Below are 14,179 nucleotides of genomic sequence, written 5' to 3' on the forward strand. Positions count from 1 at the left end.
CCGGCACAGCCCATGCCGGACAGGCTCCCCTGCGGGCGCACACCGGTCGCCGGTTGCTGCGCTTCGCCGTCCTGCTGCTCGGAGGCCAGACCCGCCCGGCAGGCACGGCGGCACCTGAGTCCTGCTGTCAAAGCCCATGAACAACAAGGTCACTCATGCGTGCCGGGTGCCGCCCACCGGCCGTGCTGCAGATGGCTCAGCCCATCCTCTCGCCTACAGGGCGGGCCCGGGCGAACTTACCTCTGAAACTGGCGAACTTGCCCTGGAGGCCCTTCACCGCGGCGGGTCTGCCCCCACGCGGGGAGCCTCGGGGCATCTTATGGTGTTTTCTGTCGGTGATCGTATGATTCGGGTGAGATGGGATGAGGGCGCGAGGGTGGAGAGCGAGCTGGTGGACGTCGATCCCTGTAGCGACAACTGCGCCCGCATCCTGTCGGCAGGTGAGCACCTGGTCCTCATGGTCAGCCCCGGCAATCCCTACTTCTCCGTCTCCCGCCTGGCGATCCTGTTCCAGTGGGCCGCCCAGAACATCAAGCACGTCGACGTCGTGGTATCCGACCTGCAGATGACTGAAGCCACCTACCTCGCCCGGGGGCTTGCCGAGAACCAGGCCCGTAAGAAGGCCCGGGCGGATCTCCGGCAGATGGCCTCGCGTATCCGGCGTGCCCGGGACATGGTAAGCGCCCCCGATCTGCGGGTGAGCGAGTTCGGGGGCTGGACCGGCAACCCTGAGTACCGCCGAGCACACGCCTTCGCTCAGGAGGCTTTGCGGGACCCCGCATACCGTGCCCTCTACAGGGAGGGGACCCGGGAGGCCGCCAAGGCGAGGATGCCTGATGGCTGGGAGCCCACCGAACAGCAGATCACCGCCGGACTGATCCACAGCGAAAAGGCTTTGCCGTTCGTCATCAACGCCTCTGGGATCCTCGGAGCCTCACAAGCTGTCACCGCCTACAGCAGGCCGGCAGCACAGTTCACCTACTTCTTCACTGAAGGCTCCGCGTTCCGGGCGTTCTCCGGGCAGGGGTACATCGGCGTGCGCGCCCGCGAGCGAGAGGCGAAAGGATCCTCCAGCGGGAGACGGTGAAGGACGTTGCACCGATCGGACGCTGACCCGCAGATCCCTCGCGACCACCGAGCTCGGCTCGCCGCAGGCGAACCGCTCGGCCGCCGTCTGCCGGATGTCCTCGCGGAAAACCCGCCGCTCGTCCGTCAGACCGCCACCCCGCGGATACCTCATGACAATGGCGTACCGCGAGGATCAAGGCTTGTCAGCAGCTACGACTCCACGAGTTCAGGCTCAGTAACTCACCAACAAACGCCGTCGCAGGAGAAGACGGCAGAGCAGAGCGGGCCGACGAGGCCGCGGTAGCGACGAGCAGCAAGTACGGGGAGAACTGTCACGAGCTGCCCTCTTCGGACGGATGTTGCGGTGCGGCGACGACGAGGCCCGCGTAGGAGAAGCCCCCACCGAAGCCGAAGAGGAGAAGGGGCGCGCCGGGCGGGATCGAGTGCTGGTGGAGCAGTTTGGACAGAGCCAGGGGGATACTCGCTGCGGACGTGTTACCCGATTCCTGGACGTCGGTTGCGATGACCGCGTCTGTCAACTGAAGTTGGTCGGCAAGGTGCTCGACGATGCGGAGATTTGCCTGATGCGGGATGAACGCCGCGAGCTGGTCGGGGCGGAGGTTCGCGGCTTCCAACGCTTTTCTGGCGTGAGGGGCGGCTTCTGTGATCGCCCAGCGGAACACCTTGTGGCCTTCCTGAGCGAAAGTGCCCTCCGGGGCTTCAATGCGCGCCGCGTCGGCGAGGCCGGGCACGGTGCCCCAGACGATGGGTCCGAATGTGTCGTGCGCGCTCGCTCGGAGGACAACGGCACCTGCGCCATCACCGACGAGGATGCAGGTGGAGCGGTCGGTGAAGTCGGTGACGTCTGTCATCCGCTCGGCGCCGACTACGATGGCGGTGCGCGTGGCGCCGCCGGCGAGTAGTTGCCGGGCAGTCTCCAGTGCGTGGACGAATCCGGAGCAGGCGGCATTGACGTCGAATCCTGCTGCGTCCGTCAGGCCCAGGGACTCGATGACTCTCCCCGCCGTACTGGGTGAGCGGTTCACATTCGAGCAGGTCGCGACGATCACCAGGTCGACTTCTTCAGCATGGACACGGGCATCGGCGAGAGCAGCGCGGGCTGCCTCGGACGCCATGTCCGCAACGGACTCAGTGTCCGCGAAGCGCCGGCTGACGATCCCGACGCGCTGTCTGATCCATTCGTCGTTGGTATCGACCATGCGCGCGATCTCGTCGTTGCTCACCACCCGCGGGGGCTGAAAGTGGCCTACGCCCACGATTCGGGCTCCCGGCTGCGGCGACGACACAGTCATCTCAACTCTGCCTTTCTGCGTGTTTCGAGAACGGGACCTGCGGTGTTCCCGGGATGGGCGAAGGCGAGGCGCCAACTGGCCTCGCCCACCCTGTGGACGGGTTCCGGGGGAGGTTGAACGGGCCTTGTCAGTAGTCGAACTTCTCGAACCGCAGGTATTCACCTGCCGTCCATTCCAGGACCGACCTCCTCAGACCGGAACCTGTACACACATAGAACCGCCGCCGACCCGCTGTGATCTTGGTCAGAACGTCGTTCTTCTGGATGCGTCGGGTGCGTACCACTGTGCCGAGCCGGCGGATCCTGTCGATTTCTGCGTTCTGTTTCCCGTCGACCGATCGGGTCACGAACAGCTCCGTTACCGCTCCCAGACCGTCGACTTTTTCCAGGACGTCGACTGCTAGCGGCAGGTCATCCGCTTTCAGGCTCCAGAGGATTCTCATCCTCCGGCCGGAATCCAGCACGGGCTGCGCCTGCGCCATGAGAGGTGTGATTCCTACTCCAGCAGCCACCACGATGATGTCGTCATCGGTGCGCGACCCGCTGGCTACCTCGGCGTATCTCACCTCTTCTTCGCCACCGAAGCCCAAAACGGTAGCGGAAAGCTGTGCACCGGGATTCCATTTGGCCAGGAGTGACGTGACTGGCCCTTTCCTCCGGACAGTGATGTCGAATTCGACCTCGCTCAGCGGCCCACGGTGTTCCGTTCCTGCGGTGCATTCTTCAAGGGCTTCAAGTGCTTCACGGGTGGGAAGCGCTGGGCTCGAAATGGTGAAGGTCCTGATGTAATCGTCGTTGAGTGACCGGGGGTCGTGGTCGCGCATGTGTGACCATCCGCGATCGAGCGTGGCGGAGAAGTCAAGGGTGACGTGTTGCCCTGCGCGCCATGGTTCGAGCTGCTGGAACTCTGCGTTCGACTGTGGGGTGGACAGATCGGGGGCGAGTCGGAAGGTGTATCGCGAGATCGTCGGCGTCAGCTGGTGTGCGCGGATCAATGTCGCCGTCGCTTTCCCCACCGGTCGGCCGTCCGCGTCGACGTTGCCGGTTGAACCAGACTCCGCTCCGCTGATTTCGTGAGCCAACCTGCGTACCGGCGGGTTGTAGGGCGACTGGTCCAGCAGTTGCCCACGGAACGGCAGCCCGTCCTTCACGAATCGAGCTGCCTCCACCCGCACGCGGACAGCGAGCCTGCTGTGCGGGATCATGGATGTGGCGTCCGCGCGGGCCAAGATCTCTGCCCGTCCTGTCAGGTAGAGGACGTCGCCGGTTTCGAAGTCGGGAAAGGTAATTCCCACGACAGGGTCGGACTTGATGTTTCCCAATGTCTGGAAGAGGCGATTCCCTGAATACTCGGGATACACCAGGACGACACCGTCAGTGTCGGAGTTCGTGTGTACTCGCACGAACCCGGGAGCCCCGCCTCGGTTGTTGGTGTCCATGCTCTCAGCGCCGTGCCTGCTTGAGATGAAAAACAGGTCGGATTTGGCGATGAGTTGCACCGCCTCGGGCGGCAGTGGGAGCCGGTCGCTGACCAGGTGAGGAGATGCCTCATGAGGCTGGACTGTTTTCCTGTTGAGGTATTTCGGGCAGTTCCCCAGCGTCTCGTCCACGGCGAGGGCGACCTGCACTTCCGCAGGCCCCCTCCTCCTCCAGGCCACCGTATTTTTCTCCGACGGCCTGGCTAGAACAGCTCCGCCGAGCACCCTCCCGGCAATCTTGACCCGTGTCCTGGTTTCCAGGTCGATCACCAGGCCGGCGGCCAGCCTTCCCCCGTCCTCGTGCCTGACGAGGATCCCGTCGCGGTCGTGCCCTTCCTCGTCCCTGTCCTGCTCCTCGCTGTTTGCTCGGCGCATGTGGCCGTCATCGTCGGAGAAAAGCGCCTCCAGTGTCGGGTCATATCCGAGCGTGCCCGCACTTTGTCCCCCGGGCTGGTGTGCGACGTGAGCCAGCGAAGTCACCTTCAACACGCCTCTGGCCAAGGGAAGCGTGGTACCAGGTTGCCCGCCGAGCACTGTTGTCCATACGTGGCCGTTCCGGTCGACCGCCCCCAGTGCGATGAGAGGGCTCTGCGTCATCCAGGGCACGTACTCCACGGGCAGCCCGGGAGCTGTGGGATTGAATCCGTACGGCACCTCGAGAAGCCGGTGTATGGCTTCCTCACCCTCGTGCCACTGGGGCCGCGAGTGCGAAAGATTCGTCGTCATAGGCTCTTCTCCTCCCACGGTGGTGCTGCGAGAACCGCACGGTTATTCAGCGTCGAGAGCAGCTGTGCGGGGTTCCGGCCTGCCCGGGATCGCCGAAAGCACGGCCGCGCCAGCGCACAGAAGGGCGGTCCAGGCCAGTGTCGCGGCGGTGGCCATACCCACTCCCAGGGGATCGAACCGATCAGTACCATCTGAGGCTAGCACGACGATCGAACCGGTTGGTACCATCACCTCATGCCTGTTGCCAAAGGTTCGACCATCGATCCCGAGCGAACCCGCGCCACGATCGTGCACGCAGCCACCCAGGTGCTGTACGAGCGAGGGCTGGACGGCATCGGGGTGGCGGAGCTCTGCGCACGTCTTGGCGTGTCCAAGGAGACGCTCTACCGGCACTTCGGCACCAAGGACGGGCTGGTGCACGCGGTGCTCGACACGCGAAGCGACCGGGTCATCCACTGGCTGACGGATACGGTCTCATCGAGCGGAGACCGTCCTGCCGACCAGCTCACGGCCCTGTTCCGGGCTCTTCAGGGATGGTACGACGGTCCTGAATTCCGCGGCTGCGCGTTGATCAACGCTGCCACGCAGCACCACACTGACGCCGTCCGCGCCATCGCCGCGCGCCACGTCGAGCGTTACCTCGAGCTGCTCATCGGCATCGCCGAGGGAGCCGGCGCCGACGATCCGCACCGCCTCGCGCTGCAACTGCTCATTCTTGCGGAGGGTGCCACCGTCGTGGCCGACCATCACAGCTCCGCGCGGGCGGGTGAGCTGGCTTGCCAGGCCGCCCTGGCTCTCCTCGCCGCGGCGGAGCGATCCTGACCGGTTCCGCAGGTCGAACCCGGGCGAGGAAGTCGCTCCGCCCCCTGTAAGGGGGCGGAGCTGGGTGCGTTCGAGGGTCTTCAGCCTTCGGGTGCCGTCATGCGGCCGGAGGCGGACTCAGCGGGCGTTGCGGAAGATGACGCCGAGGGTGTTGCGGTGTCCAGAAGCGACGGCGTTGGTGCCGTGCCGCATGGGGTGGCGACGGAAACCGTTCTTGCCGCGGACCGGGCGGTGGCGGACGGGGAAGATCATCCCCTGGCCGAGCTCAGGTTTGACGACGATGGCGCGGGATTGAAGGCGGGGTCGCTGCTCGACGAAGACCTTCTCGCCGCCCGTGAGGTCCTCCCCGGGCTGGTTGAGCATTTTGGCGATCTGCAGCGGGAAGACGATGTCGCCGTAGATGTCTTGGTGCAGGCAGGGGTAATCGCCTTCGCCGTACTGCAGGATCAACGGGGTGGGCCGCTTCTGTGCGTTGTCCGCGCACTCGGCGATCAGCTCGCCCAGCGTTGCGGGGAAGGACCATTCGTTTAGTTGCGGCGCCCACTGGTTGGCCATCCACGGCATCGGCAGATACAACTGCTCCCTCAGATATTGCACCAGGGCTACGGCGGTCGGCTCGGCGTAGCACTCGTAGGTACCGCGACCGAACTGATAGCGCTGCATCACCACGGTCGAGCGGAACAGCCCAGGGTCGTCGAACGTGTCGATAATCTCCGCTGGCTATGAAGGTGAGTCGGGGCTCTGGCCTTGGGCCGCAGAGGCAGGAACCGTCGTCCACCGCGGCGGCCTCGGTTTCGGCGAGCGCCCGGTAGAGCGAGGCGACCGAGGGGGACTTGCCCGCGTTCTTCCCGACCTTGCGACTCCAGACGCTCGGCCATCTGCTTCCGGCCCGCGGCCAGGGCCCGCACCAACTCCGCCAGGTGCTCCGCGACGGGCATGTCCAGGCTCAGCCCGGCCAGCACGTCCCCGCACACCGCCTCCCACGCCGCCCCTTCCAGGAGCCGGGCCTTGGGGTTGGACCAGCGGTGCGAGGGCGAGGCGAACACGTCGCGGCGCTGAAGGGCGCGGTGCAGCTGCTCCAGCACACACACCACGTACGCGTCCCGGTCCACCGACCCCTGCGGCAGGTCGGCGTTGGCGTACACCGCCTTGCGCCACGCGGCCGGCACCGGCTTGTCGTCGACCTCGCGCGGCAGCAGCGGCTTGTCCTTCACCCGCCGCCGCACCAGCGCGGGCAGACCTGCACCCCGGCCAGCACCCGCGTGCCGGGGGTCGCCGCCTGGAGGGCCTTCGACTCGCCCAGCAGCGCCAGGAACGGACGCACCGTGTTGTAGCGGGTGGTCAGGGCCGCCCGCATCGCGACGTCGGCGGAGCCCTCGTCTTCGGGCATCAGGGAGACCACCAGCGTGGCCGCGCTCATCACCGCCGCCCGCGGGGCGACCTCCCCAACCGCCGCCCACAGCGCCGCGGCGTCCAGGCCGGTGCCGTGCGTATCGACCAGCTCCACCTCCTCGAGCAGCACCTTCGCCGCCCGTGCGAGCACCCGTGACACCTTCTCCAGCTGCGGAAGCGTCGACAGGCGATCCTTCTCCGTCGCCCGTTTGCCGTGCTGATCAGCCTCGTTGCCAACAGCACCTGGAACAGATCCAGCGCTTCGCCGATGGCCTTCGCCTCCAGGTGCCGCATCACCGCAGTGAGCACCGCGGTGCGCTTCTGCTCCTCTGCCCGCTGCAGGCTCGCCGCCTTCGAGCCCAACCCGTAGCGCGCCAGAGCGGCCAGCCGGTTCGGCGGAACCTGCGACAGCCGCACCCGCCCCCGTTGGAACGCCGCGATCTCATCGACCCGCTCCAGCAACCGGGCGAACGCCGTGCCCGTCGTCCGCGTCGGCGGCCGACGCAGCCGCTCCAGCCCCGAGAACCGCCCGCCCTCCGGAATGACCAGCGTGGCTACCAGGTCCCCGGGCAGCGCCGCGTCCACGCGGCGAGCCGCCCTGGCGACCGTGGCATGCAGCCGCTTCTCCGCGACGGCACGGACCTTCGACACCTTCCGGGCCAGCACCGATACCCCGGGCAGCAGCACTCGGTGCCGGCGCAGCCAGCCCACCGCCTGGTTGAACAGTGCCACCGGCCCCTCGGCGTGCGTCCAGGCCCGGCCGTGCAGGAACGTACGGAAACTCCCGCCCCCACTCCGGGTCGTCGTACCCCGCCCCAGGGCCTACCACCTGTGCTAGACGCTCAAGATCACCGGCTGAGCGTTAACCGCTGTACCCCAAGGCCGGCTGCCGCACTGGCTGCACATCCGGACGCTCTTCTTCACCACATGTCCAGCGTCCTCCTGGACGCCCCACGGCTCCCTGGGGACAGTCCTTGAAGCGCTGTGGGCGGTTCCGGTTTACTGACCTGTTCGAAGTGTTGTCGTGGTGGGTGACGAGTGGTGATCCCTGCGGTAGGCCGGTGGTATGCGCTACGCACAGGGCGGCGGGCTGACCGCCGAACGGCAGCACTTTCGTGAACGGATTCGGTTCGAGGCCGGCGAGCGGTTCGAGCGGGGTGAGAAGAACGCGGTGATCGCGAAGGAACTGCGGGTGAGTGTGCGGTCGATGGAGCGCTGGCGGCGGGCCTGACGTCAGGACGGGACGGCAGCCCTGGCTTCCGCCGGACCGCCCAAGCTGCCCAAGCTGACCGATGACCGATTCGCCGGACTGGAGCAGGAATTGGCCCGGGGGCCGTGCACGGCTGGGAAGACCAGCGCTGGACCCTCGCAAGAATCCGCATACTGACCTTCCGGCAGTTCACGCTGGATGTCTCACCGGCCGCGGTATGGCGGCTGCTGCACCGGCACAGCTGGTCCTGGCAGTCACCCGCACGCCGGGCACGCCGCGGGCAGGAGCACACTCATCGGCTCGCCGCCATCGATGACACACACCCGCTCGCCGGTCTCCTCGACGCGACCGATCAGACTCGCGAAGTCCGCTATGGCGTCGCTCAGTTCAACGTTGTCCAGGGGACATTACGCGCGGCGATGCGGCGGCCGGGCCGAGGGGCAGGGTGCCAGGTGGCCACCAGGGCGGCGGCAAGGAGGAAGTTGATGTGGTCGAAACTGAAGGGTGAGAGGCGGGCGAGGAGGTCGTCGGTGACAAGGAAGCCGTTGGCGGCGAGCTGCTTGGCCTCCCTGTCGAGGTACAGGCTGTTCCACAGGACCACGGTGGTCAGAGCCAGCCCGTGAGCGCCGAGCCGGTCTTCCATTCCTCCTCCGCTCTCGCCTGGATCTACGCAACGCAGGGGGAAAGACGGCTCGCCTCGCAAGCCTGCACAGCACGGACCCGTCGGCGCCTGAGGGTCTTGAGCTCCAGCCCGGCCCTGTCCACGCGATTCTCCGCACCGAGATCGAGTCGTACGCAGGCCGATGCGCCGGGGCTTGATAGTTGGAGCCGCGAACCGCAGTGACCTGGAGCTTCGGACCTTGCGGGGGGACGCGCTGGTTGGAGCCAACCGGTCACTGCTCTTGGAACCAACGGCGAATTGCCATCGCTGTTGGAACCGGAGACGAACATCAGGCTTCCGCAGCCCGGGGAGGATGGTCACCATGGATACGGCACCACTGGCCCTGGTCGAAGCGGGTGGCAGAAGGTCCGCGACGACGGGCGGGTCCGTCCGGAACTGGCTCGAAGCGGCCTACGCCGAACCCCGCCTACGCCAGTTGTTCCCCTGGACGGGGATGGGAGAGCTGCACTTCAGCCGCTGCACGGAGTGGCCGTGGGCATGGGACGTTCCTTACATCCAGCCCGCAGCAGACGGCGGATACTGGGTCTGGGTCTCCGGGCCCCTGCGCAGCGAGTCCGTGGGTCCAGCCACGACGGCACAGCAGGCCGTCACGATGGTCGTCGACCGACTCCCTCCCAACTGCGGATCTGCCCTCGTCGGAACCCGAGAAGAACTCGCCGCCCACGACGCCGCGGCCCGGCCCGCCAACGCCGAGCCCTCAGGTCCCAACCGCTCCGCGAGCTGATCTTGATTCCAACCGTCGTGGCCCAGTTCCAACTATCGCGTCCCGGCTCAGCCGGCTCACACCGTCGCATCGACAGCGAGTGACAACTATCGCGAACAAGTTCCACATCTACCGCGAAAAGTCACACGCCAGGATTCAGACGTGATCGATTCGCCGCTTTCACCCTTTCGCACACCTGTGCGGGTATTGGTGATCGTGGCCAACTGGGACGGGACAGCCGGGCAGGGGGTGTGACCAGTGGCAGGAGGTACGTGATGGGCGGCTTTGCGCAGCTTCATGGCGCTTCCGGCTACTCGGCCCGGTACGGCGCCTCGCTCCCCCACCACCTGGTACGCCGAGCGCGGCATCGCGCGCTGGCGCTGACCGACCGCGACACGGTGGCGGGCACGGTGCGCCTTGCGAAGGCCGCGACAGCTGCCGGGGGGCGACCGCTGTTCGGCGACGATCTCGCGGTCGCTCCCGCCACGGATCCCGAAGAGGCGGGGCCCGGTGCCGTGCGCCGGTGCGCGGCGGTGCGCATGTGGTCGAGGCGCGGTGGCGGGTGACGCTGCCGGCGCAGGATGCGGGCGGCTGGGAACGCTGTGCCGGACCGTGTCGGCCGCGCACGCCGCGCCGGTGGACGGGGTGCCGGTGGCGCCATGGCCGACGCTTGAGGAGCATATGGGTCCGGGCCTGGCTAGGACCGACCACTCTGCCCCCTGCGTCAGCGAGAGAGCGGCGGTCAGCCGACCGTGGCGGCCGGTGGGGTCCACCGGTGGGTGCGGAGAACCGTGTTGGAAACGCCGAAATCCCTTTTGAGCTGCTCGGGGATGGCGTAGTGCATGACGCGCCCGCGGGTGAGGGAGGACAGTTCGAGAACGCTGGTCAGATGGCCGAGGCGGTCCAGCGCCCAGGCGCCGAGCGGGGAGCGGTCCTCGATCGTCTCCAGTACGCCCAGGAGATGGGGCACGGTCTTGACGACGGTGTCCCACGGAGTGCGGGGAACCGCCAGCCAGTCGGCGCAGGTGTCTCCGACGAGGAAGCGGATGAGAGCGGAGACGATCGGGTCGAGCACGGTCCCGGGCACCACTTCCTCGTAGAGGTCGATGAGTTGCCGGGTCAGATGCGCACCCTCCTCGGAGGGTGCCATATGCCGGACCATGTACAGGTCGAGGAAGCGGCGGGCCTCGTCGAGGGTCTTGGGGACGGCCTCCTGGTCAACGCCGAGCATGGCACCGACCACACGCCAGGCGTAGTAGTACGCTTCCGCGCCTTCCGTCGACATGTGGATGCCCAAGCGGTGCAGGCTGTCCAGCACGAGCATCGAGAAGAACATCTGCCCGCCGATCATGTCCTCCTGACAGATCGGCGTCCCGAGCACACCAGTGTCCCACCGGTTCTCGCGTTTGAGGTGGTGGCGGATGGAGGCGTGCAGCAGGCGGACCTTCTGGGCGGCGGGGATGAAGCGGCTGCCGCTCTCGAAGGCGTCGGGCTGCATGAGGTAGACGGTGAACTGTCCGGTCTCCGCCATCCGTTTGGACGGGTACTTCAGTCCGTGGGTGGTCGACAGCAGCTTCGCCACGTGCGGAACGACGTAGCAGGCGGGCATGGAGGCGAAGGACAGCGCGGTGGAGATGTGCACGTTGTTGTCGATGAAGAACAGCCGCGCCTTCTCCATCTCCCCCCAGTCCACCCAGGCCGGCGGGGTACGGGTGGCTTCGAGGTACTCGCGAGCGACCTCCGGAAGGCCCTCAGGCAGGGGCGAGCCGGCGGTGGAGACGTAACGCATCAGGGTGTTGAACGTGCCGACCTGCCCACGGTCGAAGAGTTCGGCGACGGTGGCGTCGGCGAGCTCGTCCCCCACTTGGCGCAGGGAGTCCATCGATGCCTCGGTGTAGGTCATGGCGGGGTCCTTGTCTTCTGTGTCTTCCACATCTCTACATGTCCGCTGCCGGGCCGGCCGGCGCCGGCCGGGCAAGGAAGGCGCGGGTTCACCCACCCTGGTGCGAGGGTCAGGACAGGCGGAGGGCCGCCGAACGCGCCAACACGGTCAGGGCGGTTCCGGCGTGCGTCGGCACGTCAAGGGCGTGCAGGGCGTCGAGCGCTTCCTCGACCCGCGCGCTGATCATGGCTTCGATGCGGGCGGGCGCCCCGAGCCTGTCCATCACTTCGCGCACCTCTTGCAGGCCCTCCGCGCCCAGGTCGCGCTTGCCGAGGAGGGCACGCAGCCGCTCCCGCTCGTCGTCGCCGGCCAGGCGCCAGGTCTCCGCAAGGAGGGCTGTCGGCCGGTGGCCGCGCACGTCGTCGGCGTTTGCCTTACCGGTCAGCTCCGGGTCTCCGAAGAGACCCAGCAGGTCGTCCCGGAGCTGGAACGCCTCGCCCAGCGGCAGCCCATACGCTCCGTAGCCCTCGCGCAGGCGGGGCCCGGCGCCGGCTAGGGCCCCGCCGATGAGCAGGGGTTGCTCGACGGTGTACTTGGCGGTCTTGTAGCGGATCACTTTCAGCGACGCCGCGATGTCCGGACCGGATCCGGTGCGCAGGATCTCCAGGCACTCCCCCGCGATCAGCTCGCGGGCCATCACCAACCACAGCGGGCGGGCCCGGGCCAGATACGCGGCGGGCAGTCCGCTGGTGGTGAAGAGGTGTCCGGCCAACGCCATCAGCAGGTCTCCCACCAGCATCGCCAACGACCTCGCCGCGGCGTCGGCGCGCGGGCGGCGGCGTACGGCGCCGCGCAGGGCGAGGTGCGCGGTGGGCCGCCCGTGCCGCAGCGGGCTGTCGTCGATGAGGTCGTCGTGCACGACGGCCGCGGCGTGCACGAGCTCCATGGAGGCCGCTGCCCGCACCAAGGCGTCGTTGTCCGGCTGTCCCACCGTGCGCCAGCCCCAGTAGCAGAACGCCGCCCGCAGCCGTTTGCCGTCCGCGACCGCCGCCTCCAGTTGCCCGGCCACTGGGGCCAGGAGCGGATCGATGGCCACGAATTGGTCCGCCTCCCTGGCGACGAACCGGCGCAGTGTCTCGTCGACGCGGGCCTTGAACGCGTCCGGCTCCCACGCCTCAGACGTCATCGGCGGCCCGTCGAGCCAGCGCCCGCCGGGCCAGCACCTCCAGGTGAGCCGGGGGCACGGTCGCGTACCGGTCGAGTACCAGGCGGCCGCGCGTCAGAAGTTCACGCTCGGCCTCCGTCGCCAGCTCGGCGGCGTCGGAGCGTCGCAGCATCCCGCGTACCGTCCCCAACGCCGAACCCAGCGTGCTCACCGCCAGATCGGCCAGTCCGGCCACCAGCAGTACCGCCTGGCCGTCCAGGCCGCCGCGCCGTTCCGCCGGCTGTGTCATGCCAAGCCCCCCGCCCCAGTGGACATCCGGACGGCGCCGGTCACGCGCCGCCCTTTGCGAGCATCCCGCCGTGCCCGGCCGGAGAGCGGAAGAACTCACGATCGAGTGATCACATCGCTCGACAGTACGGATCACGCGACGATCCGGACCGCGTGTCAGTACGTATGGATCACCGCGACGCGAGCCACATCGCACCGCCCGCGCCCCATGTCCCGGTGCACCACCACCGGTGAGGCCGTACAGACCTGCTCAGCCCGCCGTTGCGGGGCGGGTTCGAGACGAGTCGTCGCCAAGGAACCATCCACGCCTCTCGTGTGGCGTCGAAGCGTCACGTCACCCGGGTGAGGTCCAAATCCAGGAGGAGCGGGCAGCGATGGCCAGCGCGATCCCGTACACGGCGAACGCGGCCAAGCCGATCCAGGCGACCAGCAGCGCATCGCTCGGCGAGAGGACGTCGCCTCGCGGCATCGTCACGCCGGCCGTGGCAAGGGCCGCGTAGCCGACACCGAGCACCCCGTACGGAGCCAGGGCGGCGTCGACAAAGTCGGGGTCGTGGGGAGCCAGTGCGGGACGCGCCGACCGCTCATCGGTTATGCGGTGGACGGCGGCGGATAGCCGTCGACGGCCGTGGAGTCGTAGAGGCGCGCACTCTTGAAGGTGAGGCGCAGCAGGACTCTGGACCAAGACGGCCAGAGAAATCCCCGAGTCACTCGCCCGCTTCTGCCGACGGATCTCTGGCGCATCACACTAGCTGAAGGTGCGCGGAGCATGACCATCAAATCGGGGGGTCAGGTCACCGAGATTCGCCACTTGCCGCGTTCGGACAGGGTGACGTATCCGTGCTGCGGAAGGCGCAGGGTGCCCTTCTGGTTGACAGCGGAGGTGAGGCGGATCAGTTGCTTCCCGCCGTTGGCCGGTGTGTAGATGATGGTGCCGGGGGCATCGATGAAGTCGTAGTGCACAACCGGCGCGTATTCGAAGTACGGCTTGGGGCTGAAGTAGCCGAAGGTCTGGGTTCCCTTGCCCTGGGCCTTTTTGGTCGGGAGCTGAGGTAGCGCACCGCTGTCCACGATGCGCACCTTCCACCGGCCCAGGCCACTGGCGGCATCGCTGCCCACCATGACTCGCCAGATGGCGAGGGCGTCGCAGTCGGCCGGTAGGACGATGTGTGACGGCCCAGTCCGGCCGATGGTGACGAGCGGGTCATGGGCCCGCTGATGATAGGAACCCTTGCGCACGGTCGACAGGCTGAACCTCGTGGTGAGGCCGGCGCGGAACTCCAAGAGGACCGGCTTCCCGCCCCCTGCACCCGGCATCTCGACAATTCGGCTGCGCCAGCCGGACCATTTAGCGGACGTAGTGCTGCCCACGTTCCCCTCCCCTGTGTCGGTCGCAAAGCACTCGGGAGTCATGGTTGCACGCAGGCCTGGGGCTCCGGCTCCACTCCAGC

The 14,179-nt window shown here is 67.6% G+C and carries 13 protein-coding genes and 3 pseudogenes; 6 read left to right on the forward strand and 10 right to left on the reverse strand.

Going from position 1 to position 14,179, the window contains the following annotated elements; genetic code table 11:
* Positions 1 to 376: 376 nt before the first annotated feature.
* Entirely contained in the window at positions 377 to 1,087 is a 711-nt protein-coding gene (locus tag AB0I94_RS34225; protein ID WP_363313635.1) for a tRNA-dependent cyclodipeptide synthase, read from the forward strand.
* 313 nt (positions 1,088 to 1,400) lie between these two features.
* Here AB0I94_RS34225 and AB0I94_RS34230 read toward each other — a convergent pair whose 3' ends face one another.
* The gene (locus tag AB0I94_RS34230; protein WP_363313636.1) at positions 1,401 to 2,381 is read right to left on the reverse strand and encodes a beta-ketoacyl-ACP synthase 3; all 981 of its coding nucleotides are present in this window, start codon (positions 2,379 to 2,381) and stop codon (positions 1,401 to 1,403) included.
* Positions 2,382 to 2,508: 127 nt separating this feature from the next.
* Complete coding sequence (locus AB0I94_RS34235) at positions 2,509 to 4,584, reverse strand: pyridoxamine 5'-phosphate oxidase family protein (RefSeq protein WP_363313637.1); 2,076 nt, start codon at positions 4,582 to 4,584, stop codon at positions 2,509 to 2,511.
* Between the two features lie 234 nt (positions 4,585 to 4,818).
* Between AB0I94_RS34235 and AB0I94_RS34240 the strand changes: the two genes are divergently transcribed.
* Positions 4,819 to 5,406 (forward strand): TetR/AcrR family transcriptional regulator, encoded by a 588-nt coding sequence (locus AB0I94_RS34240; protein WP_355440208.1) that lies wholly within the window; start codon positions 4,819 to 4,821, stop codon positions 5,404 to 5,406.
* A 117-nt stretch (positions 5,407 to 5,523) separates the two neighbouring features.
* On the opposite strand, the gene AB0I94_RS34245 is transcribed toward AB0I94_RS34240, so the two are convergent.
* Positions 5,524 to 6,069, reverse strand: coding sequence for a 2OG-Fe(II) oxygenase (locus tag AB0I94_RS34245; protein WP_363313706.1), 546 nt, complete (start codon positions 6,067 to 6,069; stop codon positions 5,524 to 5,526).
* 197 nt (positions 6,070 to 6,266) lie between these two features.
* A pseudogene (locus AB0I94_RS34250) lies at positions 6,267 to 7,606 on the reverse strand (DUF4158 domain-containing protein); the annotation flags it as partial.
* 258 nt (positions 7,607 to 7,864) lie between these two features.
* Between AB0I94_RS34250 and AB0I94_RS34255 the strand changes: the two are divergent.
* On the forward strand, positions 7,865 to 8,029 hold the full coding sequence (locus tag AB0I94_RS34255; protein WP_363313638.1) for a hypothetical protein: 165 nt from the start codon (positions 7,865 to 7,867) through the stop codon (positions 8,027 to 8,029).
* A gap of 104 nt (positions 8,030 to 8,133) precedes the next feature.
* Positions 8,134 to 8,226, forward strand: a pseudogene (locus AB0I94_RS34260) (hypothetical protein); the annotation flags it as partial.
* A gap of 164 nt (positions 8,227 to 8,390) precedes the next feature.
* Here the strand turns inward: AB0I94_RS34260 and AB0I94_RS34265 are convergent.
* Positions 8,391 to 8,651 carry a Tn3 family transposase gene (locus AB0I94_RS34265; RefSeq protein ID WP_363313639.1) on the reverse strand — a complete coding sequence of 87 codons (261 nt, stop codon included), beginning with the start codon at positions 8,649 to 8,651 and terminating at the stop codon, positions 8,391 to 8,393.
* 340 nt (positions 8,652 to 8,991) lie between these two features.
* On the opposite strand from AB0I94_RS34265, the gene AB0I94_RS34270 reads away from it, so the two are divergent.
* Both AB0I94_RS34270 and AB0I94_RS34275 read left to right on the forward strand, forming a co-directional pair.
* A complete protein-coding gene (locus tag AB0I94_RS34270) occupies positions 8,992 to 9,414 on the forward strand; it encodes a DUF6193 family natural product biosynthesis protein (RefSeq protein WP_363313640.1) in 423 nt (140 codons plus the stop codon).
* A gap of 254 nt (positions 9,415 to 9,668) precedes the next feature.
* Positions 9,669 to 10,056 (forward strand): annotated as a pseudogene (locus AB0I94_RS34275) (PHP domain-containing protein); the annotation flags it as partial.
* 79 nt (positions 10,057 to 10,135) lie between these two features.
* Here the strand turns inward: AB0I94_RS34275 and AB0I94_RS34280 are convergent.
* From AB0I94_RS34280 to AB0I94_RS34300, 5 genes are all read right to left on the reverse strand, one after another.
* Positions 10,136 to 11,296, reverse strand: coding sequence for an oxygenase MpaB family protein (locus AB0I94_RS34280; RefSeq protein ID WP_363313641.1), 1,161 nt, complete (start codon positions 11,294 to 11,296; stop codon positions 10,136 to 10,138).
* Between the two features lie 109 nt (positions 11,297 to 11,405).
* Positions 11,406 to 12,461 (reverse strand): polyprenyl synthetase family protein, encoded by a 1,056-nt coding sequence (locus tag AB0I94_RS34285; protein ID WP_363313642.1) that lies wholly within the window; start codon positions 12,459 to 12,461, stop codon positions 11,406 to 11,408.
* Positions 12,451 to 12,729: a polyprenyl synthetase gene (locus AB0I94_RS34290; RefSeq protein WP_363313643.1), complete on the reverse strand. Its 279-nt coding sequence runs from the start codon at positions 12,727 to 12,729 to the stop codon at positions 12,451 to 12,453. The genes AB0I94_RS34285 and AB0I94_RS34290 overlap by 11 nt, the downstream gene beginning before the upstream one ends.
* A 333-nt stretch (positions 12,730 to 13,062) precedes the next feature.
* Positions 13,063 to 13,203 (reverse strand): hypothetical protein, encoded by a 141-nt coding sequence (locus AB0I94_RS34295; RefSeq protein WP_363313644.1) that lies wholly within the window; start codon positions 13,201 to 13,203, stop codon positions 13,063 to 13,065.
* A 314-nt stretch (positions 13,204 to 13,517) separates the two neighbouring features.
* Positions 13,518 to 14,099 carry a hypothetical protein gene (locus AB0I94_RS34300; protein WP_363313645.1) on the reverse strand — a complete coding sequence of 194 codons (582 nt, stop codon included), beginning with the start codon at positions 14,097 to 14,099 and terminating at the stop codon, positions 13,518 to 13,520.
* Between the last annotated feature and the right edge of the window lie 80 nt (positions 14,100 to 14,179).

This window comes from Streptomyces sp. NPDC050147 (assembly GCF_040660195.1).
In the GTDB taxonomy this organism is placed as follows: Bacteria; Actinomycetota; Actinomycetes; order Streptomycetales; family Streptomycetaceae; genus Streptomyces.